General features: G+C 35.9%; 25 protein-coding genes and 1 pseudogene. 12 read left to right on the top strand and 14 right to left on the bottom strand.

The window, feature by feature from the left end; genetic code table 11:
• Nucleotides 1–211: 211 nt before the first annotated feature.
• Nucleotides 212–2,131 (bottom strand): amino acid permease, encoded by a 1,920-nt coding sequence (locus EKM01_RS04450; protein ID WP_126515645.1) that lies wholly within the window; start codon nt 2,129–2,131, stop codon nt 212–214.
• A 236-nt stretch (nt 2,132–2,367) separates the two neighbouring features.
• Nucleotides 2,368–5,283 carry an FAD-binding and (Fe-S)-binding domain-containing protein gene (locus EKM01_RS04445; protein ID WP_126767095.1) on the bottom strand — a complete coding sequence of 972 codons (2,916 nt, stop codon included), beginning with the start codon at nt 5,281–5,283 and terminating at the stop codon, nt 2,368–2,370.
• Nucleotides 5,284–5,707: 424 nt separating this feature from the next.
• On the opposite strand from EKM01_RS04445, the gene EKM01_RS04440 reads away from it, so the two are divergent.
• The 5 genes and pseudogenes from EKM01_RS04440 to EKM01_RS14970 all read left to right on the top strand — a co-directional run.
• Nucleotides 5,708–7,237, top strand: a complete 1,530-nt coding sequence (locus EKM01_RS04440; protein WP_126767092.1) for a glycoside hydrolase family 10 protein — start codon at nt 5,708–5,710, stop codon at nt 7,235–7,237.
• A gap of 26 nt (nt 7,238–7,263) precedes the next feature.
• Complete coding sequence (locus EKM01_RS04435) at nt 7,264–8,538, top strand: MFS transporter (RefSeq protein ID WP_126767089.1); 1,275 nt, start codon at nt 7,264–7,266, stop codon at nt 8,536–8,538.
• Between the two features lie 167 nt (nt 8,539–8,705).
• Entirely contained in the window at nt 8,706–10,319 is a 1,614-nt protein-coding gene (locus tag EKM01_RS04430; RefSeq protein WP_126562204.1) for a glycoside hydrolase family 3 protein, read from the top strand.
• Between the two features lie 204 nt (nt 10,320–10,523).
• Nucleotides 10,524–11,990 (top strand): Na+/H+ antiporter NhaC, encoded by a 1,467-nt coding sequence (gene nhaC / locus EKM01_RS04425; protein ID WP_126556001.1) that lies wholly within the window; start codon nt 10,524–10,526, stop codon nt 11,988–11,990.
• A 94-nt stretch (nt 11,991–12,084) separates the two neighbouring features.
• Nucleotides 12,085–12,315, top strand: a pseudogene (locus EKM01_RS14970) (integrase core domain-containing protein); the annotation flags it as partial.
• Nucleotides 12,316–12,425: 110 nt separating this feature from the next.
• Here EKM01_RS14970 and EKM01_RS04415 read toward each other — a convergent pair.
• From EKM01_RS04415 to EKM01_RS04400, 4 genes are all read right to left on the bottom strand, one after another.
• A complete protein-coding gene (locus EKM01_RS04415; RefSeq protein ID WP_126767086.1) occupies nt 12,426–14,210 on the bottom strand; it encodes a DUF885 family protein in 1,785 nt (594 codons plus the stop codon).
• Between the two features lie 166 nt (nt 14,211–14,376).
• Nucleotides 14,377–14,556: a hypothetical protein gene (locus EKM01_RS04410; protein ID WP_126460079.1), complete on the bottom strand. Its 180-nt coding sequence runs from the start codon at nt 14,554–14,556 to the stop codon at nt 14,377–14,379.
• 9 nt (nt 14,557–14,565) lie between these two features.
• Entirely contained in the window at nt 14,566–15,858 is a 1,293-nt protein-coding gene (locus tag EKM01_RS04405; protein ID WP_126562206.1) for a type II toxin-antitoxin system HipA family toxin, read from the bottom strand.
• Entirely contained in the window at nt 15,858–16,205 is a 348-nt protein-coding gene (locus EKM01_RS04400; protein WP_126460085.1) for a helix-turn-helix domain-containing protein, read from the bottom strand. Before EKM01_RS04400 ends, EKM01_RS04405 begins: the two co-directional genes overlap by 1 nt.
• A gap of 359 nt (nt 16,206–16,564) precedes the next feature.
• Between EKM01_RS04400 and EKM01_RS14730 the strand changes: the two genes are divergently transcribed.
• Together EKM01_RS14730 and EKM01_RS04395 are read left to right on the top strand one after the other, a co-directional pair.
• Nucleotides 16,565–16,864, top strand: a complete 300-nt coding sequence (locus EKM01_RS14730) for a transposase (protein ID WP_233589295.1) — start codon at nt 16,565–16,567, stop codon at nt 16,862–16,864.
• Nucleotides 16,861–17,742 carry an IS3 family transposase gene (locus EKM01_RS04395; RefSeq protein ID WP_233589294.1) on the top strand — a complete coding sequence of 294 codons (882 nt, stop codon included), beginning with the start codon at nt 16,861–16,863 and terminating at the stop codon, nt 17,740–17,742. The genes EKM01_RS14730 and EKM01_RS04395 overlap by 4 nt, the downstream gene beginning before the upstream one ends.
• Nucleotides 17,743–18,011: 269 nt before the next feature.
• Here EKM01_RS04395 and EKM01_RS04385 read toward each other — a convergent pair whose 3' ends face one another.
• Genes EKM01_RS04385 through EKM01_RS04375 form a run of 3 tightly spaced genes read right to left on the bottom strand, consistent with a single transcriptional unit; the run spans nt 18,012 to nt 19,517 of the window.
• Entirely contained in the window at nt 18,012–18,968 is a 957-nt protein-coding gene (locus tag EKM01_RS04385) for a HipA domain-containing protein (RefSeq protein WP_126767083.1), read from the bottom strand.
• Nucleotides 18,961–19,293 (bottom strand): HipA N-terminal domain-containing protein, encoded by a 333-nt coding sequence (locus EKM01_RS04380; protein WP_126767082.1) that lies wholly within the window; start codon nt 19,291–19,293, stop codon nt 18,961–18,963. Before EKM01_RS04380 ends, EKM01_RS04385 begins: the two co-directional genes overlap by 8 nt.
• A gap of 5 nt (nt 19,294–19,298) precedes the next feature.
• Nucleotides 19,299–19,517, bottom strand: a complete 219-nt coding sequence (locus EKM01_RS04375; RefSeq protein ID WP_126767081.1) for a helix-turn-helix domain-containing protein — start codon at nt 19,515–19,517, stop codon at nt 19,299–19,301.
• 304 nt (nt 19,518–19,821) lie between these two features.
• Here EKM01_RS04375 and EKM01_RS04370 point away from each other — a divergent pair, with 304 nt between their 5' ends.
• The 4 genes from EKM01_RS04370 to EKM01_RS14650 are packed head-to-tail and all read left to right on the top strand — an operon-like array spanning nt 19,822 to nt 21,455.
• Complete coding sequence (locus tag EKM01_RS04370; protein ID WP_126562068.1) at nt 19,822–20,577, top strand: hypothetical protein; 756 nt, start codon at nt 19,822–19,824, stop codon at nt 20,575–20,577.
• A 1-nt stretch (nt 20,578) separates the two neighbouring features.
• The gene (locus EKM01_RS04365) at nt 20,579–21,019 is read left to right on the top strand and encodes a DUF5675 family protein (RefSeq protein WP_126767078.1); all 441 of its coding nucleotides are present in this window, start codon (nt 20,579–20,581) and stop codon (nt 21,017–21,019) included.
• Nucleotides 21,020–21,022: 3 nt separating this feature from the next.
• Nucleotides 21,023–21,289, top strand: coding sequence for a hypothetical protein (locus tag EKM01_RS04360; RefSeq protein ID WP_126562066.1), 267 nt, complete (start codon nt 21,023–21,025; stop codon nt 21,287–21,289).
• Complete coding sequence (locus EKM01_RS14650) at nt 21,279–21,455, top strand: hypothetical protein (RefSeq protein ID WP_199740691.1); 177 nt, start codon at nt 21,279–21,281, stop codon at nt 21,453–21,455. The genes EKM01_RS04360 and EKM01_RS14650 overlap by 11 nt, the downstream gene beginning before the upstream one ends.
• A gap of 94 nt (nt 21,456–21,549) precedes the next feature.
• On the opposite strand, the gene EKM01_RS04355 is transcribed toward EKM01_RS14650, so the two are convergent.
• The 3 genes from EKM01_RS04355 to EKM01_RS14725 all read right to left on the bottom strand — a co-directional run bounded on the left by EKM01_RS04355 (nt 21,550) and on the right by EKM01_RS14725 (nt 23,638).
• Nucleotides 21,550–22,338, bottom strand: coding sequence for a hypothetical protein (locus EKM01_RS04355; protein ID WP_126562065.1), 789 nt, complete (start codon nt 22,336–22,338; stop codon nt 21,550–21,552).
• Between the two features lie 11 nt (nt 22,339–22,349).
• Nucleotides 22,350–23,102 (bottom strand): hypothetical protein, encoded by a 753-nt coding sequence (locus tag EKM01_RS04350; protein ID WP_126767075.1) that lies wholly within the window; start codon nt 23,100–23,102, stop codon nt 22,350–22,352.
• A gap of 389 nt (nt 23,103–23,491) precedes the next feature.
• Entirely contained in the window at nt 23,492–23,638 is a 147-nt protein-coding gene (locus EKM01_RS14725) for a hypothetical protein (RefSeq protein WP_233589293.1), read from the bottom strand.
• Nucleotides 23,639–23,695: 57 nt separating this feature from the next.
• Here EKM01_RS14725 and EKM01_RS14910 point away from each other — a divergent pair, with 57 nt between their 5' ends.
• Nucleotides 23,696–23,818, top strand: coding sequence for a hypothetical protein (locus EKM01_RS14910; RefSeq protein WP_255416473.1), 123 nt, complete (start codon nt 23,696–23,698; stop codon nt 23,816–23,818).
• 703 nt (nt 23,819–24,521) lie between these two features.
• Here the strand turns inward: EKM01_RS14910 and EKM01_RS04340 are convergent.
• Together EKM01_RS04340 and EKM01_RS04335 are read right to left on the bottom strand one after the other, a co-directional pair.
• Nucleotides 24,522–25,373 (bottom strand): hypothetical protein, encoded by an 852-nt coding sequence (locus tag EKM01_RS04340; RefSeq protein WP_126767072.1) that lies wholly within the window; start codon nt 25,371–25,373, stop codon nt 24,522–24,524.
• Entirely contained in the window at nt 25,348–26,349 is a 1,002-nt protein-coding gene (locus tag EKM01_RS04335; protein ID WP_126767069.1) for a type IV toxin-antitoxin system AbiEi family antitoxin, read from the bottom strand. Before EKM01_RS04335 ends, EKM01_RS04340 begins: the two co-directional genes overlap by 26 nt.
• Between the last annotated feature and the right edge of the window lie 378 nt (nt 26,350–26,727).

The following is a 26,727-nucleotide window of genomic DNA, read 5'->3' as shown; positions in this document are numbered from 1 at the left end:
TATTCCCTATGAATTAATCCGTTCAGTAATCGTTTCAATTTTGAAAAAGCAATTGCATTTCCTTCAATTTCATTGTATAAAAAAGACAACTAAGATATCCTCTAAAACAAATAAGTCCTCTAAAATTACTTTTAGCGGACTTATTTGTTTTTCCTAATAGTGATCTAAATGCATAGTAAGACCCTGACTGTTTTAGAATTTTTTCGTGTTCTTAATTTAATTTGCTGTTTTTTCGGCTAAAGCCAAAATAAATGACCAATCCAATCAAAAGCCATATTCCAAAATAAATCCAGTTCCAAACACTCAATTCAGCCATCATGTACAAACAACAAATCAATCCCAATAGCGGTATCAAAGACAAATTTGATTTAAAAGACCAAACGGATAATCCAGCTAAAACAATCAAGAAAATCCACATTGGAATTTTGTGTTTAAATAAACTAAAACCGCTTTCATATTTCACTGCATCAGCAATTGGCAAACCCGCTATAACAGCAGCATATTTTGCATCATCTTGTTGGTATTGGCGCAATAAATGCTCTAAATCCGGCGTTTCATCAGTGCTGTTTTTAGCATCAATAGTGACTAAATAATTGTATACTTTTTGGGTTTCTTCTTTGTTTAATGAGGTGATGATAGCGGATGAACTGTTGATTTGAGTTTTATTGGTAATAAAATCCATTGTTCCTTTTTTATTGTAACCAAAAGCAAACACCAATCCCATAATAATCAAAACTGGCAATATGAATTTTGAATTTACATAAGGAGTTTTAAATTTTCCACGAGGTATATCGGTTCTGTTTTGTAACACTAAAACTCCGGCACAAACCAATACAAAAGCGAATAACGTTCCAATACTGCACAAATCCGTAACCAATGTTAAATTCAAAAATAAAGCGGGAACTGCTACTACAAACCCGGTAACAATTGTCGCATACGATGGTGTTTTGTATTTTGGATGTACTTTTGAGAAACGTTTTGGCAACAAACCATCACGACTCATACTCATCCAGATACGCGGTTGTCCCATTTGAAAAACCAATAAAACACTTGCCATGGCCACAACCGCACTGACGGCAATGATTCCGGACATCCATTTTAGGTCTAATTTTTCAAATACAAAAGCCAAGGGATCACCTACATTCAACTGGTCATAACGCACCATTCCGGTAAGTACCAGAGCAATGGCAATATATAAAACGGTACATATTATTATGGCCCACATCATTCCTTTAGGCAAATCACGTTGTGGATCTTTGCATTCCTCAGCCGTTGTCGAGATAGCATCAAACCCAATGTAAGCAAAAAACACTGCTGAAACTCCTTTTAAAACTCCTGTAACACCATTAGGCGCAAAAGGGTCCCAATTTGCAGTATCCACATAGAAAACACCAACCGCTATGACTAAAAGAACAATACATAATTTGACAACCACCATGATATTACTCGCATTTCGAGATTCTTTCATTCCGCGGTAAATCAATGCCGTAATCAAAACAATAATCAGTAGTGCAGGAAGATCTGCCACAAAATGAAACGATCCAATAACCGGCGAAGTCGTCCAGGCTGTATAAGCATCCTGTAAAGCAGGACTTAAGTTTGCAAATTCTTTGCCACCTTGCATTAGCGCAATGGCATCGTCAAAACCTCTGGAAGCGGACAAAAAATCCATTTGAACCCATTGTGGTAAGTGAAGCCCGCCACTTTCAAGTAAACCCGTAAAATAGTCACTCCACGATATGGCGACCGTTATATTCCCCACAGAATATTCCATTATCAGCGCCCAACCAATAATCCAGGCTATTATTTCTCCAAAAGCCACATACGAATACGTATAAGCACTTCCGGAAACGGGAACCATCGATGCAAATTCAGCATACGCAAAAGCAGCAAAACTACAGGCTATAGCAGTAAACAAGAACAAAAAGATAACTGCAGGCCCTCCATCAGAACTAGCTTTACCAATCGTACTGAAAATTCCGGCTCCTACAATTGCGGCGATACCAAATGCTGTTAAATCACGCGCCGTTAAATGTTTTCCTAATGCATTATGGCCATCGGCATCTCTTTTTTCAACCTGTTTTAAAATATCTTGTACTGTTTTTTTTCTAAATAAACTTGAAGATGCCATAAACTAAACTTTATCATTAAAAATTAATAAACTGTAAATTGTATGCTATAATTATGAAAATAGTTCAAATTATCTTCAAAATTCAAAAGTATAAAACAATTTTAATTAATGGAGTTTCTCTAACTATTTTTTTATTTATTTTTTATAAAAGTTAAATCAATTTTTTTTTATAGTAAATAAGTCAAATTTTGCTATTCATCTAATTAAAAAATAATTTTAAAAAACAGCTGCAATTATTATTTCAACCAGCTTTTTAGAATCGTGACCGGATGCAAGGCTTTTCTACTGGTACCATCAAAAATCTGATGGCGGCAACTAGTTCCTGCTGCTGCGATGGCCACTGTTGCATCAGTAGCTCTTATTTTTGGGAACAAGGTGTCTTCTCCCATTTGCATGCTGATTTCATAATGTTCTTTTTCATAACCAAAAGAGCCAGCCATACCACAACATCCCGAATTATAAATCGTAACTGAACTATTTTTAGGGACATTCAACATTACAAAAGTTGCTTCCATAGTACTCAATGACTTCTGGTGACAATGTCCGTGAATTTTTATTGTTTTTGCAACATCAGAAAATTGATCGGGATTAATTTTGCCTTTTGTAATCTCATTTTTAAAAAACTCTTCAATCGTAAATACATGTTGTGCTAATTTTTCAGCACCTTCCTTATCGTCAGCCAATCGAATGTATTCATCTCTAAAGGTCAATATCGCTGAAGGTTCTATTCCTATCAACGGAAAATCAGTAGTAACATAATCCGAAAAAACAGCTACGTTTATGTTTGCGATTGCTTTGGCTTCTTCCAGAAAACCTTTAGAGATAAAAGCCCTTCCGCTTTCCTCATGATCCACCATAATTACTTCATATCCTAATGCTGTCAATAACTCGTACGCATCAATGCCTACAGAAACATCATAAAAATTAGTGAATTCATCACAAAACAAACATACTTTTCCGTTTACAAAAGAATCACTTGGTGCTTGATTCCAATTTTTCTCATACCATTTTCTAAAGGTTTGCGGAGCCAGAGGCGGTACTTCTCTTTTTGAGGCAATTCCCATGGTTTTTTTTACCAAAGGCAAGTTCAGCATGAAATTCGTAAACTTTGGAGTGATACTCCCTAGTCCATTCAATTTCGCATTAAAAGCAAATACTTTATTGCGCCATGAAAATCCATTCGCTTTTTGATAGTGGTACAGAAACTCTGATTTCATTGCTGCCACATCCACATTACTGGGACATTCACTGGCACAAGCCTTGCAGCTCACACACAATTCAAATACTTTATATAATTCTTCATGATCGAACTTATTGTCTTTTTCTGAATGCGTCAAATATTCACGCAGCGCATTGGCTCTGGCGCGCGTCGTATCTTTTTCATTCCGCGTGGCGCGATAGCTAGGACACAAAGTCCCTCCGGCCGAAGGTAATTTTCTGCAATCACCAGAACCATTGCATTTTTCCGCAGCACGCAAAATCCCCATACTGTCAGAGAAATCCTGAATAGTTTGTATTTCCGGTTCTACTCTCCCCGCTTCCACCCGAAGGTTTTCATCCATTTTGAATGCATCTACTATTTTACCAACATTCATAATGCTTTTGGGGTCAAAAGCATGTTTGATTCTTTTCAATAATTCATAATTCTGTTCCCCAATCATAAAAGGTAAAAACTCGCCTCGTACAATTCCGTCGCCGTGCTCCCCACTCAAAGATCCTCTGTATTTTTTTACCAAAATAGCTACTTCAGTTGCGATGTTTCTAAATTGGTGAATCCCTTCTTTTGTTTTCAAATTCAAAACCGGACGCAAATGCAATTCTCCTGCACCGGCATGCGCATAATAAATAGCACTTTGACCATGACGCTCCATCATAGCAGAGAATTCTGCAATATAATTGGGCAAATCGCTCAACTCTACAGCGGTATCCTCAATAGAATCAGCGGCTTTATTATCACCAACAATACTTCCTAAAAGTCCGAGACCTGCTTTCCGCAACTCATTTATTTTATCAATATCCGCTCCGTAAATTTTTGGTAAAGCATACCCAAAATTATTTCGTTCTAAATCGGAAATCAAAGCATTGGCCTGTAATTCAGCATCTTCAATACTGTGATACGAGGCTACTTCAAGCATGATAACCGCTTTTGGTTCTCCTTGAATGAAAAATCTATTTTTAGCCTGTTCCCGGTTGGTTTTGGTACAATCTAATATGGTGTCATCCATCATTTCACAAGTGTACAAATGGTGTTTCATTGCGGTAACCACAGCTTCTAAACTTTCCTGAATAGAATGAAAATGGGCCACTACCATCACATTATTTGTTGGCGGTAGCGGATCTACTTTTAGCGTAATTTCAGTGGTAAATGCTAAAGTTCCTTCGCTTCCACAAAGGAGTTTTCCTAGATTTATAGTACTTTCGGTTCCTCCAAAAAGTTCCGATTTCAATACTAAATCAACTGCATATCCGGTGTTTCTTCTGTGAATTTCAGGTTTCGGAAATTCTTTTGTAATCTCTTTTTGGTTTTCTGTGTTCGAAAGTTCCTCATAAATAGTCTTGTAAATAGAACTTTCAAGCGTTTTCCCTTTTGTTTTTTCAATGAATTCAGCAGAAGTCATTTCTTTAAATACTGCCGAACTTCCATCACTCAAAACTGCTTTAATTTCCACAATTTTATCTCGGGTAACTCCGTACCGAATTGATGTAGTTCCAGATGAATTATTGCCTACCATTCCGCCTATCATACAACGATTGGAAGTCGAAGTATTGGGACCAAAAAACAATCCGTGCGGTTTTAAATATAAATTCAGTTCATCCCGAATTACTCCTGGTTGCACGGTAACGGTTTTTTTAATAGAATCAAAAGCAACAATCTTTGTAAAATGTTTCGAAACATCCACGATTATTCCACTACCTACAGTTTGACCTGCCAATGAAGTTCCGGCAGTTCTAGGCGTAATTGAAATTTTATTTTTTGCTGCAAAGCGAATAATTTTTACAATATCTTCCTCTGTTTTTGGAATCGCTACAGCAAGCGGCAGGATCCTGTAGGCCGAAGCGTCAGTGGCATACAATGTTTTATGAAGGTCATCATATAAAAGAATGCCTTCTAATGATTGAGATAGTTCTTGTAACGGAGGCGTAATTGACATATTGTGAAGTGAATTGCTGTTATTTTCACAAATATAAATATATAGTGGTGTATACTTTAAAAACTAATAAGAAATATTCAAATCCTTTTATTAACCCGTTGGGTGCAATTATTCAAAACGTCAGTTTGAGTGTTTTTTGTGTAGTAAAACGGAACAAAAAATGTATCGAGAACCGTTTTTAATACTAATTTCCTAGTTCTCGATATAATTTTCTGTCGAAAATCACTCGAACTGACGAAAATTATCATCAAAAATTAATTGAACCCAACGGGTTTTTATTATTTAAGGTAAAGTATTCTTTAATGTTATTTTGAAAAAACGGCAAAGAAATTGCGCTGATAAAAAAAGTCGAATTTTAAACCCATTTTATCGAGTAAATTTCACTAAAAAAACTATTTTTGAATACTTTATAAACAATACTCTAATGAAAAATCGCGAGCACACTCTTTTGCTTATTTTATTCTTTTTACTATCTTTCTCGATTGGTAACGCACAAACATCCGCTACAAATCCCAAAAATGAATTTAGAGCCGTTTGGATTGCTACAGTGGTGAATATTGACTGGCCAAAAATGAGTACTGATAATGTTGCCAAACAAAAAGCAGATTATATTGAGATTTTAGAGGCTTATAAAAAATTAAATTATAATGCAGTCATTGTTCAGATTCGAAGTGTTGGTGATGCTTTTTATCCAACCCAATTAGCACCTTGGTCCCGATTTTTGACCGGTAAAGAAGGACAGGCACCAAAACCTTATTTTGACACCTTAGCGTGGATGATTGCTGAAACGCATGCCAGAGGTTTTGAATTTCATGCTTGGATGAATCCATACCGTGCCACAATGGATTACAATACTGCACTTTTAAGTCCACAACACGATTTTTTTAAATATCCCGAATGGATGATAAAATATGGTGGTAAATACTATTACAATCCTGCTTTGCCTGAAGTTCAAAATCATTTGACAGCTGTCGTTGAAGAAGTCGTTACAAATTATGACATTGATGCCATTCATTTTGATGATTATTTTTATCCGTATAAAATAAAAGGCGAATTATTTGACGACACTGATTCTTTCAAAAAATATGGAAATGGATTGGATTTAGCGGATTGGAGACGTAAAAATGTGAATGATTTTGTAAAAAGTGTTTCAATATCGATCAAAAAAATCAAACCGTGGGTGCAATTTGGCATCAGCCCATTTGGTGTCTGGAGAAATAAATCAGTAGATCCAAGAGGTTCCGAAACGGAATCTGGGCAAACTAATTACGATGATTTATTTGCTGATCCGTTAGCGTGGATGGAAAACAAGTGGATTGATTACCTTGTTCCGCAGCTATACTGGAGTATGGATCACCCTAAAGCTTCCTATTCGAAATTGTTGCGTTGGTGGTCTGAAAATTCAACAAATACGGCAATCTATATTGGTAACGGATCATACAAAATCAATACCGACTCTGACAAAAGATGGAATAATCCATACGAAATCCCCAACCAAATAGACATTACCAGATCATATAAAAATATTCAGGGTAATGCTTTTTTTAGTGCCAAATCATTTTTAAACAAAAATCAAAGTGTGACTCGATTACTGGAAAACAACCAATACAAATATCCTGCACTTCCTCACGTTGTTCCAAATTTTGTCAAAAAAGTAATCGCTGTTCCAAGGGCAAACGCACTGGTTAAAAATTCGATTTCTTCTAGTTTTTATGTTCCTTATCCTGAAAATAGTCAAGTGCGTTATGTGATGGTTTATGGATCTACATCTGAAACACAAATTGACGTGAATGATCCGAGCCAAATCATCAACAAAATTGCTTTCAATGAGAAAAACCCAGTTGAAATAGTAATTCCTACTTATAAATTAGATAAAAATAATTCCTGCGCCATTACATTCATCGATTTTTATGGCAATGAAAGTGAAGCTGCTTTTGTCAATTTTACACTATAATTTTAATTGAATATAATTTGCCTTAAATGAAAACAGACAATAGACCTTGGTATTGGATTCCCGTTTTAAACTTTGCTTCAGGCTTGCCGTATGCTATTATTATTTCGGTTTCGGTAATAATGTATAAAAACCTAGGAATCAACAATGAGGATATTGGTATATATACCAGTTTACTATATTTACCATGGGTAATCAAACCGCTGTGGAGCCCTTTTATTGACCTCTATTCGACTAAAAGAAAATGGTTTTTGAGCATGCAATTACTGATTGCAGTTGCATTTTTGATTGTGGGTTTGACCATTCCTATGAATAATTTTTTCATGCTAAGTCTAGCTGTTTTTTGGATGGCGGCATTTGCATCAGCCTCTAATGATGTGGCCAGTGATGGCTTTTACATGTTGGCTTTAGAGAAAGACCAACAATCCTTTTTCCTTGGAATCCGGAGTACATTTTACAGACTTTCTATGCTTACCGGAAACGGATTAATTGTAGTTATTGCTGGTTATCTGGAACAGGAATATGGAGACAAACAAAAAGCATGGTCCTACACCATGGTAATTGTAGGATTAATTATGACGGTAATTACCATTTACAATTATTTTTCGACTCCAAAAATTGAAACAAAAATTGCAGAGGCAAAAACGGAATCAGTCCCAAATAAAAGCTTCGGAGTTGTTTTTGCTACTTTTTTTCAAAAGAAACAAATTGGTTTAGTTTTGGCTTTCATTTTATTATTCAGATTAGGAGAATCTCAGTTATTAAAAATGTTAACTCCTTTTTTAATAGATCCTATTACTGCAGGAGGCATGGGCTTAACCACAAAGGATGTTGGCGTTATCTATGGAACTTTTGGCGTTATTTCGCTTACTTTGGGCGGCATCTTAGGTGGTATTGCCATTTCCAGAGATGGATTAGGAAAATGGATGTTACCCATGATTTTAGCCATGCACTTACCTATAATAGGATTCATACTATTATCCCATTTTCATCCCGGTTCCGTTTTCTATATTTATGCGACGGTGATTGCGGAACAATTTGGTTATGGTTTTGGTTTTGCGGCTTTCATGATGTACTTGATTTATGTGGCTGATGGCGAATCAAAAACCTCTCACTACTCTATTGCAACCGGATTTATGGCGTTAGGAATGATGCTTCCGGGAATGTTGAGCGGATTTATTCAAGACTATTTGGGCTATGGAAATTTCTTTATTTGGGTGTTTTTGGCAACCATCCCTGGATTAATTTTATCCCGCTTTTTGATTTTTCCTGCAAATTTCGGTAAGAAAACAGAACAAGAATAAACAAACTAGCTTTTTTTTAAACATATAAGTCATATAAGTTTATTTAAGAAAGTAAGACTCTCTTAAAAATAACTGTTTTTTCACAACCCTTTTAAATAATTATTTATTCTGTGTAATTTGACTTACGTGACTTATTTGTTTAAAATTAACATCATATTCATTTTATAATGACAATAGAACAAAAAATAGGACAATTTTTCTTCCCAGCCGTTTTTATAAATGATACTGAGGAAAACATTCAGGCTACCGAACGATTAATAAAAGAGCACAATATAGGTGGATTGACTTTTTTTCACAGCCGTGCCAGTGCAGCAACCAATTATGAAACTACAAAAAAAGTAGTCCTGAATGATGGTAGTTTTCAGCGTTTAAAAGAACTCATAATCAGATATCAAAATTGTGCTACGACTCCGTTATTAATGAGTATTGATGCCGAATGGGGATTGGCTATGCGCGTAGAAAAAACACCACAATATCCGTATGCGATTACCCTTGGCGCTTTGCCTGACAATAAAAAAAATCTGGTTTATGAAGTGGGCAAACAAATAGGTTTAGACTTAAAATCAGTTGGGATTCATTATAATTTATCGCCATTGGCGGATATCAATAACAATCCGAATAATCCTGTAATTGGCTACCGTTCTTTTGGTCAAGACAAAAAAAAAGTAACTGATTTTGCGCTGGAATATCTCAGAGGACTTAATGATACTGGTGTTTTAGGCTGTCTCAAACATTTTCCCGGACACGGAAATACTAATGTTGATTCGCATTTGGGATTACCTATTTTAAAAGAAACTCTCGAAGAATTAGTAGCCAATGAACTGGTTCCGTTTATAAAAGGAATTGAGAACAAAGTCGATTCGATTATGATTGGCCATTTGGCAGTTCCTGCTTTGAACGAAGGAAAAAACACTTCGGCAACGCTGTCAAAATCCGTGATTGAAACCCTTTTGCGCAAGCAATTGGGCTATGATGGTTTAGTGATTTCGGATGCTTTGAATATGCACAGCGTTTCTAAATTATACGATCAAAAAGGGCAACTGGAATGGGAAGCTTTTAATGCTGGTAATGATATTTTGTGCTTTGCCGAAAACGTACCCGAAGGAATACAGGAAATCCTAAAAAACGCAACTCCGGAACGGATTGAAGCTAGCTTTAACCGGTTGTGGAAATGCAAACAAAAAGCAGGTATTATAGACGGAACTTCTAAATTACTGCATCTTTCCCGGAATGCTTTTGATTTTAAAACCACTTCTGAATTAAACTCAAAAATTGCTCAAAATTGCATTACTAAAATAAAAGACACCCGCAATACCGTTACACTTTTTGATGCAAAAAACAGAGCGAATCTAGCCAAAATAAGTCTATATAAAAACACTGAAAATTCTTTTTTTAAAAATTTATCGGCCGCATTGCCTTGTCCTGAATTTTGCTATGAAAGAGGAGATACCATAGCCCTGAATGAATTAGATGAACTGCTACTAGATTTTGATACTATTCTTATTGCTTTGTTTGTTCCAAAAGCCAAACCAATGAATAATTTTGATATAGAGGATTTTGTATTGCAGTATTTAGAAAAATTATTTATTTCAAAAAAGTGTTTTTTATATGTCTTTGGAAACCCGTACGCATTACAGATAATTCCTAACTTAAGTGCTACTGCAGGAATCGTTCAAGTGTATCAGGATTTTTCGGAATTTCAAGAAACAGCAGCACACCAATTACTGGAAAACATGGAGTGTAAAGGAGCTCTACCGGTGCAAATATCAACTATTGAATAGACTCATAAAATATTTGATTTTCTCTAAAAAGGACTACGGATTGTGAAAAATAGCCAAAAAATAAATTCCGAAATATTTTAAATCCCGAATGGTTTAATTTGAAAGTTCTACTAATAAAATCTACAAAAAACCAAAACTGATAGAGCAGCCACTTTAGGATATAAGGCTTTTTTTTATCTATATTGCACATCCAAACACTATAGAATGGATATAAAAATCAACAAAAATAAAGAATTATCAATAGGACAAGCGTTGGTTCCTGTTCTAGCGCTCATCATGCTGCTAGGTTTTAATGTATTCGTTTACGGTGATGATGCTTTGAGCGGAAGCAATCAATTTGTACTCTTGCTGGGTGGAGCTGTTGCAGCAATTATAGGTTTTTTTAATAAGGTTACCTATCAAAAAATGATTGATGAAGTGGCCGAGAACATCAAATCAACCGTAGGCGCTATCCTGATCTTACTTATGGTTGGAGCATTAGCGGGAACTTGGTTGGTAAGTGGCATTATTCCTTCGATGATTTATTATGGGTTACAAATTTTGAGTCCAACGGTATTTTTGCCTGCTACATTGCTAATTTGTTCTATAATTTCTATTGCTACCGGAAGCTCCTGGACCACCAGTGCTACGGTAGGTATAGCATTAATTGGTGTTGGTGGCGCATTGGGTTTTGATTTAGGAATGGTTGCAGGGGCCGTTATTTCCGGAGCCTATTTCGGAGACAAATTATCGCCCATGTCAGACACAACAAACCTCGCCCCTGCTATGGCCGGAACCGATTTGTTTACGCACATCAGATATATGATGATAACAACAATTCCTACGTATATTATTACTCTAATTTTGTTTATTATTCTGGGTTTGACAGTGGATATTAAAGGAGATGTGGATATAAAAACACTGCTGAATGATATTGAAAGTTCTTTTACTGTTTCGGGATGGTTATTTATAGTTCCCGCTGTTGTTATTGGATTAATCATAAAAAAAACAGAACCGCTAATTGCTCTTTTAGCAGGAACTCTTCTGGCTGCTGTATTTGCAATTCTATTTCAACCTCACATCATCAATCAAATTTCTGGTGTCAACAACATGACTTTACAATCCGGTTACAGAGGAATAATGGATGCCATAACAACTAAAGTAAGCATTCCTACTACAAATGAAACCCTTGCGGATTTATTTACTTCCGGAGGAATGCAAAAAATGCTGGGAACTATATGGTTGATTCTTTGCGCAATGGTTTTTGGTGGCATTATGGATGCAATTGGCGCATTGGCAACAATTAGTAAAGCCCTCTTAAAATTAGCACACACCACTTTTGGTTTATTTGCGTCTACCGTAGGGAGCTGTTTGGCATTAAACATTACAGCTTCGGATCAATATTTAGCCATTGTAGTTCCGGGTAAAATGTTTGCGAAAGCCTATAAAAATAAAGGTTTAGCCCCTGAAAACTTAAGTAGAACATTAGAAGACGCCGGGACTGTAACCTCGGTATTAATTCCTTGGAATACCTGCGGAGCGTACCAATCAGGAACATTAGGTGTGCCAACATTAGACTATCTTCCTTTTGCCTTTTTTAATCTTTTAAGCCCTTTTATGACTTTATTATTTGCTGCTTTCAACATAAAAATAAGACAATTACAAAGTGATGCGAACAATACATCTATCTAAATAAAAGTTATCATGTAACCACTAATTCTCATCATTGATTTAGGAAACATCAAAACCTAATTCTAGATTTAGAAATAAATAAGAAAATGCTGTAGCTGAAAGAATAAATGGAATATTAAAACAGGAATTTATGATTGACAAATACAATCTAGATTTAAAAGTTATGAAGCAAATTGTAAAAGAATCAATCAGCATATACAATGAATTAAGACCTCATTATTCTAATTTCATGCTGACTCCAAACAAAATGCATTTACAAAATCAAATTAAAATGAGGACATATAAAACAAAAAACACTTACAAAAACGTTTTTGCAAGTGTTTAATTAAATATTTTTATCTAATAATCTGTATCGGTTATTCAGGACAAGACAACTTAATAACTTCGTTAGGTTTTAAAAAAACTATTGTTTCCCAATTAATACTTATATTCTCCTTAGTTACTTTGTTCAGAAGCCCAATTATCCATATAAGTTTCAAACACATTTAAAGGCACGGAACCAACCTGCAAAATGGCATCGTGAAACTTTTTGATTTCAAACTTGCTGCCTAAGCTTTTGATGTATTTGGCTTTCAATTCCGAAATTTTCAATTCCCCTGTTTTATAGGAAAGCGCCTGTCCTGGCATTGCCATATATCTTTCTGTTTCTGAAACAGAAGCTTGCTGCTCTCTTCCCCCTTTTTCCATCATGTATTGGATTGACTCTTCTCTTGTCATTATTCCGGTATGCAATCCAACGTCTGTCACTAATCGTATCGCTCTAAATAATTCTGATTTGTAGGCAGCCAATTTTTGATAAGGATCGGTGTACAATCCTAGTTCATCACCCAATGATTCGGCATACAAAGCCCAGCCTTCAGAAAAAACGGAATAGCCAGCAAATTTTCTGATTTTAGGCATGGATTGATTCTCTTGCTGTAAGGACAATTGAAAATGGTGCCCCGGAATTGCTTCATGTATAAAAAGATTGTCCATCCCCAACTTATTGAATTTAGTAGCGTCAACGATTGGAACATTAAAATAACCGGGTCTGCTACCGTCCGTTGTGCCTCTTTCATAATTGGCTGCCGACGTCGCCGCTTTAAATTTTTCAATTGCCTTCACCTCGAAGGCTGTTTTGGGAACAATATTGAATAATTTTTTCAGCTTCGGCTCTATGATGGGCAGGATGGCTCTGTAACTTTCCAATATTTCTTCGTCAGTGGTGAAAGGAAAAAAGGAGGGATCAGTCAGGGCATGATTGAAAAATGCAGTTCGGTCTCCCTGAAAGCCAATTTTTATCTTGAGGTCATCGATCTCTTTAGTAATCTGTTCCACCTCTCGAAGTCCCGTTTGGTAAATTTCATCCGGTGTTTGATTGGTAGTGGTGTTTACTCCAACAAAATATTCATACATTGCTTTTCCATTGGGCAAATCATTGTAGCCCGATGTGGTTCTGGATTTTGGCAAATAAACATTTTTTAAATAATCGGCCAGTTTTCGGTAAGTAGGGATTATTTTAGTGTTGATTGCCTTTTGATAGGCCAATCGTATCGCTTTCTTTTCTTTTGCAGAAAAGGAGCTTGGCATATTCCGAACGGGTTCATAAAAGATATTTTTGAGTGTATCTGGCGCAATTTGAGCTTCCAGCTGCGGAATCATTTTAATCACCAAGGCTTTGGGAAGTACCATTTTCATTGCAACGCCTTTGTTAAAATTAGCTATCGCAGTATCGGCCCATATCGTAAAACCATCAATTCGTTTGAGCCAGTTTTCATAATCTTTCGCTGTTTTAAATGGTTGAGAACTTTTTCCTGAACCAAGAGAAGGTAATGAACTGGGATAGCCCCTAAACTGGCTAAAGGGAATGTATTCAAGATGGAATGTTTCTCTTTCCAGGGCTTGCTTTATTTGGAGACTTACGATGTCGAAAGAAATTTTATCAAAAGAATTCAGCTTGTTTCTATCAAACGATGCTAACTGTTTTTGATACACGATGGTAAAGTCGTGTTGTTTTTTTAGGTAGGGTTCAGCGATATCGTTCGGAAATAAATCGTTGTACCTGTTGTCGCCTCTTTGTGTAGCTGTCAATGGGTTTAATAGCAAGCCTTCTTCGTAATAATTATCTAGAAATTTGCTGAATTTAGCATTGCTTGAGTTTTTTTGTGCCATTACAATTGTGCCGGTGAAAACAAAAAGCAGGACTGCTGTTTTTCTAAGAAGAGATTTTAATTTATTCATATTAAGGATTATTTAGAAAATGATTTAATACTACACGCTTGATTAGTCTTTCGATTAAATGGCTGTTATTAGGGTATTTATGTTAGTTTTTTTTTTCAATATGCTAATTTATGTTTTATTTTTTTAACTATTGCAATTATTTAGTTTGTCCTCAAAGCGCTATTATTTACAATACCATTTCCAGTTTGTACTTTAACTCAAAATAGTTTTGATTTACTTCTATTACTTTTATACCGGCTTCTTCAATAGCGGTTAATTCTTCTTTTTTTGATCCATCTGCATCAAAATAGAAGAGTATATTTTTATCACATTCTGTAAGTGTTTGTATTACTTTGTCTGCAAACATGTTTTTTACTTATAAAATTAGATGTGATCTAGCAATACTCTCTTTCATTTTATTCTCCACATTTGCGGCTTCAGCAAATTCGTACCATCTTTTCACAGCCTGATCAATTTGCTGGATGATAGTATTCGCCTTTTTTATATTCATTGATTTTGCTACTGTCAGTAAATCTTCTCTGGTAATATAGGTTCTCTTTCCATTAATACTTAAGTTATGCTGACTTACCCAATCACTATCAGGGCGATAGGCAAAACAAATATCATAAGCAGGAGAAAGTTCCCAATCACCCTCTTTCTTTAGTCGAAATGCAAAGTTTTTTGTATGGTCATCACAATTGCGTGCTATTACATTAAACACCATCCTTCTGTATAACTGTTCCGCTTGTGGATACGGTAGTTTTAATAAACGCATGGTTTGAAACAACTGTTCGTAACTAAAACTCGTTATTTGGTTAAAGTCATAGTGTTGCATTGCGCATAACGTTTGTATGTGGTGTTTTTGATCGCCATTTTCTCTGTCAAAACGTTTCGTCATGAAATGCGCTCTACCATTTTCTTCGTATAAACGGCATTCCATCATTTCAATTCCGGCTGCTCTTGCCATCAGATAATAGGCCATTTCAATTCTACCATAGCCAGTACTTGCACCAAACTGCACATCGCTTACCGTATCAAGTTTGATTAACCAATGTTCAAATCCTTTTGGGGCATTTGTTTGTCCGGATTTTACCTGTCCTGTTTTTTCGTTATAGGCAATAATGGCTTTTGGACGAGCACCACCAGCTGAGGTTCCAATTTTAAGGATGTTCATCATGGCTTCTTGCTCGTTTTGGTTTAGATTGGCTGTAAAACCTTCTCTTTTGTACAGCATTTTTTGAGAGATGGCTACCAAGCTATCCACTTCTATATCAAAAGCTCTTTTATTGACATTAAATTGGGAAGGTTCAAATTCAAGCGCACCCATACCACGGGTTCCTATAAAGCAAAGCATTTCAACAGGGTTCATACTGTTTTCCGGTCGACCATTTTGGGCCAGCCAACTGTTAATTAATTGGTTTCCATAATCATCTGGCAATACATCTGCCAGCAATCCAGGAAGTCCTTTAAATGTTTTAATTTCTTTTAATTCTGTGAAAGTAAAAATACGTCCACGAGCATTATTGGCAGGCATTTTTAATGGGGCTAAATCCCAGTTTTTCGCCAAGAATTTTGCCTCATATTCAAAACTAGCTACTCCCGTTTCTGTATTCCAAGCAACAGCTCCCACCGTTTCATTCCATATTTTAACAAATGCCGTTGTTATCATTACCAATCTGATTTTTTATTAGAATCATTGTCACTGTTTCTCGCTCGTTGTCTTTTTTGCTGATCTAGTTTAGCTAACTCTATAGGACTTATTTGTTCTTGTATCTTGAAAACCTCCATAATATAGAGAAGGTCTAATACTCTTAATACTTGTAGCAAGGTTGGGACTGTTATTGTTCCCCCTTTTTCTAGTAAGCTGAGTGTAGAACGGCTTATATTTGCGGCTCCGGCAACCTCTTCCTGCGTTTTGTTCTGCGATAAGCGATGGTGTTTAACAAAAGCACCGATGGTTTGTGCTAAAGCGTTATCGCTCATTGCTATCCAGTTCATGTATGATGTATCATTCATAAAGTAGTTATTTATGATTTAATGACTGATGTGTCATACAAATATAGCTAATTTTAACGAAAAACTCAATAAATAACTTTAAAAGACTATTTCATTAAGAATGTTTTGGTCTTCATCTTCATCTAAAATTTCCATCGGTACATATTCTTCACAAAAGGATTTAAATTTGTTTTCCGAATTTTTATCCCAGAAAATGATTCTTTCTTGATTTAAAAGGCCTAAAACTTTTTTACATACCTCTTGTTCAGTAATTACAATGATTAGCACCCCTGATGTGGAGAAAAAACAAAAACAGATCACTGTGGACATGCTAACTTTACCTGCATAAAAAGTTAAGAATAAAACCTTAATTTTAACCTATGAAACAAGTGCGTAAAATTTATGACCGAGCTTTTAAAGAGAAAGCCGTTCAATTGAGTTATGAGAGACATAACATCTCAGAACTGGCCAGAGAATTAGGAGTTACAGCTCCACAATTGTATAAATGGAGAAAAGAGTACGAAGAGTTTGGACAAGGAAGTTTTCCAGGTAATGGCAATTTAAAGCAAACGCCAGAACAGGAGCTAATTTCTGAGCTTGAAAGAAAACTCAAAGATGCTGAACTAGAGCGAGATATATTAAAAAAAGCAATTGGCATCTTTTCCAAAAACGGTCGATGATTTATGCTTTCATCAGAAACAATGAAAAGATATTTCCGATTGAAAAGATGTGTAAAGTATTGCAAGTTGGTCAAAGAAGTTATTATCAATGGAAAAGTCGGTCTGTTTCAGATAGAAAACAAAGAGTTGAGCTTGTTAAAGAAAAAATAACATCCATTTATTTTAATTCAAAACAAAGATATGGAAGTCCAAGAATGACTGCCGAGTTGGCTTCTTTAGGCAATAAATTATCAAGGATTACAGTTGCTAAATATATGAATCAACTGGGTTTACGAAGTAAATTAAGCAAGAAATTCAAGGTTACCACAAATTCTAAGCATAAGTATTTAATTGTACCCAATGTTTTAAATAGAGAATTTTCGGTTACAGAACCTTCAAAAGCTTGGGTATCGGACATTACTTATATTCGAGTAAAAGAAGGGTTTTTATATTTAACAACCGTTTTAGACCTCTATGACAGAAAAATTATAGGTTGGAGTCTAAGTAACGGGATGAGTGTAGAGGAAACTTCTTTGGCGGCTAGGAGAATGGCTATTAAAAACCGAAGCATTGAAAAAGGATTGGTATTTCATTCTGACCGAGGCATTCAATACGCCAGCAAGAAGTTTACTAATGTGATTGATTCCTATAAAATGATTACAAGGAGTATGAGTAGAAAAGGGAATTGTTGGGATAATGCAGTAGCTGAGAGCTTTTTTAAGACTTTGAAAACCGAACAAATTTATGGTAATAAACTTATATCAAAAGAGCAAATGGAACTCGATATATTTGAATTTATTGAAATCTGGTACAACAGAAAAAGAAGGCATTCCGCCTTAGATTACAAAACAATAGAAGAATTCTGGAAACAGAAAAATAATTTTAAAAATGTTGCTTAACTAATACTGCGGGTTTTATTTGCATATCCACTTCGATGCTAACAAACTCATTTACGTGTTTATTAAGCTCAGTTCTTATCTTTAGCATTAATCTCACACTTTGGCGATAACTCTTTCCTGTTATGCGTTGTATGTCTTTCGGGTAGATACACAATCTCTTGTTTTCGGTTCTCATACTCTATCTATAGCTTTGATTGGGCTTTGATATACAGTAAAGTACAGTTTGACCAAACTTTCGTGGAGTAAAATTAATCAAAAAAAGGATGCGTTTATTCCCGCAGAAACAAGCTACGGTATCTTTCTTCCAATAGGGTCTTGTATTTCTCCTTGTATTCCTCCGATAGGAATGAATTATTGATCCATTGGAAGGCGATGACCTTGTTTTTCTGGAAGCGTTTTGCGATTCCTTTTATTTGTTTTTCGTTAAGTCCGAGGTTGATGCCCAATCTTTCGAAATTCTCCCATTTGAGTTTTTTCTTTTTGCCTTCCAATGTTAGGGCCAGTTCTTCAGTGTCGTCCGGATTTATTATGGCCACGTTCAATAGATCATAGGCTGGAGCCAATGTCCAGATTTCGCAGGAATGGATCATCGAGAAGTTTTTCAAGTGCATATCATTGTTCCCGGTGAGGTAACTGAAAATGCCCAACTCCAGAAAATACAGTTTGTCTAGCAGGGTGTTGTCCGAATATTCATTTATGGCTTTGCCTACTTTTTCCATTGAGCTTTTGTATTTATCAAAAGCCTCCGTGATCTGGAACATATCGAGCATATGGATTTTCTCTCCCGAGTCTGTTCGGTCGATGCGTTTTGTAATATAGGATAGTTCGCCGGATTGCAATCTGATCAAGCTGGACTTTACGGTGTTAATTCCGAAAGCTTCGGCAATGCGCATCGTCAGGTGTTCGTTTTCGGGCATTTCCGGAAACTGGTCGGATGGTGGTTTGAAAATGTAATTTCCTCCCAAGGCTCCAACAACGGTTAGGCGCCCTTTGTTTCCGTCCTGCAGAGAGTCATTCACGATGGATAGGGATAGTTTTGGTTGTACACCTGGAACTGCCACACTCCGTTCCACCACGTTTTTAGCCAATTCTGCCATTTGTTTCAGTGAATGTTCGAATACTGGTGGTTGTCTGGTGCCGAAAAACTCTAGGCTGCACTGTTCGTGGAAATCACCAACACTTTTGTCCTCCAATGGTTTGTAGCAATATAGACACTTCTTACTCATTTTCGTTTGGTATTGGTTGAATACTAACCGCTCCGATGCAATTCTGGCAACAAGCCAAGAGCAAGCCCATTCGGTCGTTTGGATTTATTTTCCAGTTTTTAGATGCAATATCCAAAAGCCAGCCTTCTGGGATCAATCCTTCGAAAAAAGGAAATAATCGTTTGTCTGTATAGCTTTTTGACCTGACCGGCATCGTTAAGGTGATTCCTTCTTTGGGATGTTCCATTGCATAATTTTGGTCGTATTCGAAGATGTAGTCCCCGTCGTCCGTTTCCGTGAGGATGCCGGCCAGAAACTCTTTATAATATACGGCTGCTTTTCTCATATTATTTAGTATTCAATTTTGGATAATTCCCTTGCATTTACCGGTGCCAAGGTATGCCCAAACATTTTGAGCACTTGGTTTACTTTTTCGAGGTTGAGGTTTTCCTTTCCTTGTTCTATTTTTCGAATGACGGTAAGTGCTACTCCAGCGCGTTCCGCAAAGGCTTCCTGAGTGAGTTTTACTTCGTTTCTTTTCTCTTTTACAAAATCGGCTAGTGTGTTCATAATTATATGCTTTTGCATTGATTTTAAGCAAATATAGTAAATTATATGCAAAAGCATATAATCTGTTAAATAAAATGTATTTATATGTAAAAGCATATAAATATTGTTTGGTTCTATTTTCGATGCAGAGTGACATTTATGTTTATAAATGACATTTATACCACTGTAGGACATATGGAATATAGCTGTGTTCTAAATTATTTGTTTAAGTGTAATCTTTGTTTAGAAATCAATCGAAAGGTGTTGCAACAGGATGATGATTGAGGGAATTTGAAACAATTATTAATTTAAAATTTTAGAAATTATGGCAAGGCAAAAAGGCATAATTAAGTTGAAGGGTACTATTGGCGATATTACTTTTTACAAAACCAAAGATGGTCATTTAGCGCGCGAAAAAGGCGGCATTGATGCAAGCAGAATTGCGAGCGATCCTGCGTTCCAGAGAACGCGTGAGAATGGAGCCGAATTTGGAAGAGCTGGAAAGGCGGGTAAAACGTTACGAACTGCAATGCGAACTTTGCTCATTAATTCTGCTGATAGCAGAATGGTAAGCCGATTGACTCAATCTATGATTAAAGTCATTCAGGCGGATATGGTAAGTGAGCGTGGATTGCGAAATGTGATTGATGGTGAGGCAGAATTGCTTGCCGGTTTCGAATTCAACATTAGAGGAAAGCTGGGCACTGCTTTATTTGCTCCTTTTGTGGGGACGATTGACCGTGCTACGGGTGATATTATGGTTGATTTGTTGCCGTTTGTTCCTGCGAACATGATTGCGGCTGCTAGTGGAACTACTCATTTCAAAATCATATCAGCAGGTGCGGAAATTGATTTTGAAGCAGAAACCTTTGTAGTTACCACTTCAGAAACGGATATTCTACCTTGGGATTCGAATCAAACCGTTGCTATCAATCATGTCAATCCAGTAACTCCGGGCAGCACAAAACCATTGTTTTTGGCTTTAGGAATTGAATTTTATCAAGAGGTAAATGGAAGAATGTATCCATTGAAAAATGGATCTTTTAATCCATTGGCTTTGGTTCAGGTAAGCGGGCTTTAAGATGGTTTTAGTGTTGAAAAGGACGTATTTTCCCAAGGGAACGCAAGGAGTTTTGGAATGGAACGGCACTTTAGTTTGTTATACCATCGAATTGCCCTGGTTGGGAAACCAAAAGCGGATTTCTTGCATTCCCGAGGGAGAATATATCTTACAGAAGCGGTTTAGTCCAAAATTCAAATGGCACTTGCATTTGATGAATGTTCCGGGAAGAGATTTGATTTTAATCCATCCCGCCAATGACGCCAGAAAAGAGTTGATGGGCTGCATTGCTCCTGTATCTAAACACACTGGAATTGGAAAGGGCAGTAATTCCCGAAAAGCATTGGAAAAGTTGAAAGCTCTAGTTTATGCAGCTTTAGAACCTAAAGAAGAAATAAAAATTAGTATCCAGTCTAATCCTTCGACTCCGCTCAGGATGACAAGGAACAAAAAAAGTAAATAAATTATGAAAATAGTTGAAAGAATAAAAGCACCCACACCCAAGTTTTTTAAGGTTTTGAGAAGTATAGGTTTGGCTTTGTTGGCCATTAGTGGAACAATTGTGGCTGCACCTATTATTTTACCCGCAACAGTGGTCGCTGTTGCAGGTTATATGGCTGTGGCCGGTGGAGTGATTTCGGCAGTAAGTCAAATGACAGTAAGCCCCCTAATCCCCAAAGGGGGAACAAAGGAAGAAGAGGAGAACCAAAATAAATCGAGAGATGGAGACTAATTTATCCCTCCGAGCTGGAACTGCATCCGGAACATTTTTGAGCGTTTTGCCCAATATTCTTTCGGAAGATATTGCAAAAACAATTATCTTAGCGGTCGTGGGAGCCACTGCCAGTTTTATGGTTTCGCTCCTCTTAAAATGGTTGACAAAATCTAAAAATAAATAGCCCGGTTATGATTGGTAACCTTTTCCGGATTACCTAAGGAAGCCTAGTCGCAAGACCAGGCTTTTTTTAATTACAAAATAATATGGCTATGTAATTAATTATTATTTTTCTGTTGTTCGGTTATTCGATAAATTATTGGTCTACATTCATCTTTAATGTTGTTTAGGCTTATTGATGTATTAAGATAGTTTTTAAGCACAACAATATGATTTATTAATTTATCCTGTGAGGCATATTTGCTTAATTCGTTTCTCCAAAATTTTTCATTTCTCGCTATAATAAAACAATAATTATCATTTCTTGTTTCTATTACATATTTTAATAATTGTCCGGTAAATTCAACACTTTTTAGTTCTTTTAAAACTTTGTTTTCAAGAAATTTTGTAGATTGATAACCAATATATTGTACAATTGCAAATGCAGATAATTCAAAATTATTTTCTTTTCTAAATTGGTGTGTTTTATTAAACCAATATCGGTCTCCAATAAATCTTACTGCATCGTTAGGAATAAATTCTTTGCATTGCAATCGTAAGTTTTGAATGTGATAATCAGTAATTTGTTTTTTTGCGTCCTCATTTAATAAGCTATAAAGTTTGTGATTTACTTCTTCAACAAAACCCGGGTTTAATGTAAGAATTATAAACTTAGCATTGAATATATTTCCTTCAAAAGGGACGGGTAATATGTCCAAAATAAATTTATGTTCTTGCTTTCTGTTATTTGCCGAATTATATAAATCTATTGTTAGTTTATCTTCTTTACATATAAACTCTTTATTTTTAGAATAGTATTCATTCGATTCCATTGCTAAATCAGCAACAAAATCCCAAGGATTATTTAATATCTTTTTTTTAAAATCTTCGTAGCTACAATTATTCATTTTCAACTAATTTAATCCTCATCACACAATAGATCTCTTACTTTTTCTTGCCAAGTCGTAGGCGGAAAATAAGGTGATTTTTTTAATAATTTTTTAACTCCCTCTTTGTCTGATTGGGATTGTGCAAAACCATTACACAAACCTTGAATACTTACTTCTGTTGTTCCCATTGTTAAATTATAAAATAAACTACCAATAACATTTAGTTTAGTTGCCCAAGAGAGTGGAACACTATGATTGTCTAGTATGATAGCATAGATTCCAGACATTTCATTAACTCCAGCTTCACAACGACTTTCATTTAGTTCATTGCTACTATTTCGAGCTCGATTTGTGCCTCCTGTAGAAGGTATTGAAGGGTTGAGCACAATTTTAGCACTGACAGCATCTCCTGTGAATATTCGTGTTCCTTTGTCGTCTCGAAAGCCTGTATAGACACCTGCAAATATTACTCTGATAATAAATACATCAGGATTTCTTAAAAATTCAAGTTCTTCATAAAAACCTAAAATGTCAGGGTTGTGTTCAGCTTCATATTTTTTGTCAGTTGTAATTATATACATACAGTCGTCCACAAAGAAGAATAGTCCAAGACTAGTATATTCAAAATTTCTTTTGGTTGGGTCAATAAAACGAACCTTAACAGAATGGTTTTCAGTTTTTAGTATACCAGTAACAATATCTAAAAGGTGAGAATAACAAAATTCTTTTATGGATTTTAAATTTGTTAACTTGTCAAATTCATAATTATGAGGTTTATCCATAATTCTTTCAGTTAGTAATTTGTGACATTTTTTTGATTTTTTTCTATCAAATATACAATTATTTTCTACAGTAGCACGATAAAATGGATCTCCGTATTTCGTTTATGAGTATGATATTTTTATGCAATTGATCCTCTTTCTGTTCCAGCAATCTCAACGCCTGGACTTGTTTTTGATGCAGCTCGTGTTCCTGCATCATTTCATTGACTTTAAAATCAAAATCTTTCTTGAAATCGTTTATGCGTAAAAATGAAATTACGGACCCGATTAAAAATTGGTACCAGAAATTGGATTTCCAAAGGCTATAAGCAAGCCAGTAGACCGTTTCAGCATCCTTTTCGTCTGGACAGATGATTACGAAGCTGTTGGTAAAGGGTTCTTTTTGGGGATTACCAATGCGTTAATATTGTTTTTTTTGTATTGGTGAATTCCGCTACGCTCCATTTGCCACTATTCATTCCTTTGTTGAGGATAAAGATTTGGTTTCCCTTGTAGGCAGTGTCTTTTTGGTGGGTCTTGATGATGAAATTTGGCATAGTGTCGTTGGTTTAAAAAATTAAACATCATTTTTCGCAGTTTCATTTTCTTTTTGGATGCGAAGAATTATCATTACTCGAAAAGAAAAAAGAGAAAAAAAGAAAGCCATAAAAAGAGCAGCAATGACGAACGGGAACGGAGGAAGGAACGACCGACTGGAAGTGAGGAATGGATGCTAAATTTGCTGGTTTTTTTTCTCTTTCTTTTCGAGAAAATGCACTAAGGTTCTTGTTGAAGATTTTAACACCCCCAAGCACCGCAAGGAATGGAGCTAAAATGAAGCGATAGCGGAATTATAGCGGAATGAATGAGGAGCGCAGTGGCGGGGTTGCGGCAATCGAACAGCTACGCTAGACCGAGAACGGAACGAAGTTTACATAGTGTAGAGAAGGGATAGCAGCGTGAAACGGCGGGGAAAAAATATAAGTCAGCCTTTGGCGTTCCTTGATTTAGGGCAAAGCGACCTCATCAAAGCGACCTCATCAAAGTGATTTGTAAATCAACTAAGAGAGTTTCTTAAAAATATATTGAGGTAAGCGGCGCCAACCCCGAAGGCTGTGCGAAGGAGCAACCGCTGAAAAAATAAAGGGCGACAGACATAATACTGCTGGAATGCAGTGTAACGGAGCCTGCGGAGTGTAACGGAATGAAGCGGTATTGTGGATGTACTAGCCCTGCCGAACGCAGGAAGAGAACGTGTGAAGATGAGGAACGAACAGCGGAAAAAATAAGGTTGCCCATTTTTTGGCTGCCTTATTTTTTTGTGCTGTGAAGTGTCTGTGGAATGGAGGAAGGCACGACCGACTGGAACAGCCGAACGAAACAAAGAGAACGACCAAAGTGAGACCGCTTGTTTGCCCGTGATGTTTATAATGGAATGGTTTATTCTAAATATCCAATTTTTATCTGTTCTAATAGGACTAAATTATCTTCGATGGTGTTCTCATAAAATTCTACCATAATTTTTGCAATTTCAATATCCTTATTATTTGTACTGACTTCCAATAAATCCTTCAATCTATTGTGCAGTATTTCATTGCGTTTAGCAATTTTGTTAATCTCTCTTCCCATTACTCTAGCGGCGATTAAATGTAATTCGAAAGCATTGTCGCCAAAAAGGTCATTGTGGTTCTCAAAAATTTCCTCTGCGTACATATCGAAAAAATGTTTTAAGATATTACTCACATCTTTTATGTCATCCCTCCTGATTTCAGGTCGGTCTTGCCAAGCAACTAATTTTAAAATCACTATTCCGGGAAGTGTACAGAATTTGAATTTGTGTATTTCTTCCAGTTCAACTATTGGCAAACCCTCATCATAGATTTCTTTGAATCCGGGCATATTGAGACTTGTCAACCCACTACCTTCAATGGTAACCCCATCATTCTTGTCTTCAATTTCACCGAACGGAAGTAAATCTACTTGTATGAAACCTTTCCAAACCAAGACAAAAGCATTCCCCTTATATGGTGAAAAACCTTCCACTTCTATTAGGTACATTTTCAAATTATCATAGGTTCCTTTGTCATCAATAAAAACGGCAAAATCAATATCTCCCGTGATTCTACTAGGTGGAATATCATTAATGGCACTCATCCAAAGATCTCGAGCTACTGCACCAACCAAATAGAAGTCAATATCGAATTTGTTTAAACCTCTTTCTAATGCTGAAAGCATTTCAGAAAGTTGAGGTTGCTGGCGTAATTGTTTAAAATTTATTTTGTAGGTACTCATCGTATATTTTTTGAGCTGTTTCGGTGCATCTTCTATCTCCTTTATTTATTAAATCTGTATATGCTAATAATGGATGAACTACATTATTATTTACATCTTCATTTTCCCAGAACTTTTTAAAAATTTTTACATTTCCATTTATATCAGGAACTAGACGATAATTTTTCATTAAATCGCCTCTGGTTTCTGTTGTATAGATTGTCAATTCTTCAGGGCGTAAATAATTTGTAAATACATCACCTGCTGGTTCTCCTCCCCACCACGTTTTACCATTTTGTAGTTGCAACTTTTTCCAATTATAGAAATCATCTTCTTTTAGAAAACGAAATGTTCCAATTGTTAGTGTTGGTTTTAGGCGTTTTTCATATTCCATTATCCATTTTTCTAGCAGCTTCTTTTTATTCTCCAATTTATATTGCTCTTTGTTTAGCTGCAATAGGTATCCTTCCTGTTTCAAGCCTGTAAAGATGTTATTTACATTTCCAATTCCGGTATTGGTTTCTTCAGCAATTTGTCTGTAGGTATAATTAATCCAATCTTCGTTTATCAGGAATTGATATACCACTTTTAAACCTGTTTTTGTAAAGGCTCTATTCGTTGTTTTATCTTTGATTTCAATGGGATTATTAGCTTCTATCCATAAAAATATCCCTTTCTCTTTCAAGTAAATATTTCCATTCGCTTCTAAATAGGCAATATTTCTATTGCGGAGTTCATCTTTTATTTTAGGGAATATTCTTTGCGCCACCACAATAAACGGATGATATTCCTTGGCCAGTTCTTCTATTTTCTCGAGATGAATAGTTCTTATTTCGGTTTTTATATTCGTAAAAAGATGAATTGTCTGGTTCTCTATTTCTAGTTTTAGTTCCCCATCAATCCTGTCTTGACCTACCGCATCCTCCCATTTACCAATGATATTTGCTTTTGTTTGGATGTTATTTAATGCGTTGTGAATTATCTCTTGCGGGTTCATTGTTCACTTATTTTTAATGTTCACGGAAACGTGAACTGGTTTTATTTGTGAACAAAAGTAATATATTAACGTAAGAAAAGAACAAAATATCTTCAAAAAGAATAAAATATGTACCAATAACAACAAAATTTGAGGGATGCTTTGTTAGTTCACTTTGTTCGAGTGTAAAACTTCTTCAACTGGGTACACAAAAGTTAATGGGATGCTTGTGGACTAAACGAGGATTTTGTGCAGGTTAATGAGGTAATGACTATTTGGTGTTTTCTCCTGTAATAAGGAATGAGGTTCTGTATTAGCGGAATGGATATGCAAATAAAAACTGCACATTAAGTTAAGCTACATTTTTGTAATTAATTTGATTGTTAAATTCTTCAATAG

This window comes from Flavobacterium sp. RSP46, from assembly GCF_003984825.1.
GTDB lineage: Bacteria > Bacteroidota > Bacteroidia > Flavobacteriales > Flavobacteriaceae > Flavobacterium.
This window is presented reverse-complemented; position numbering and strand designations above follow the sequence as displayed.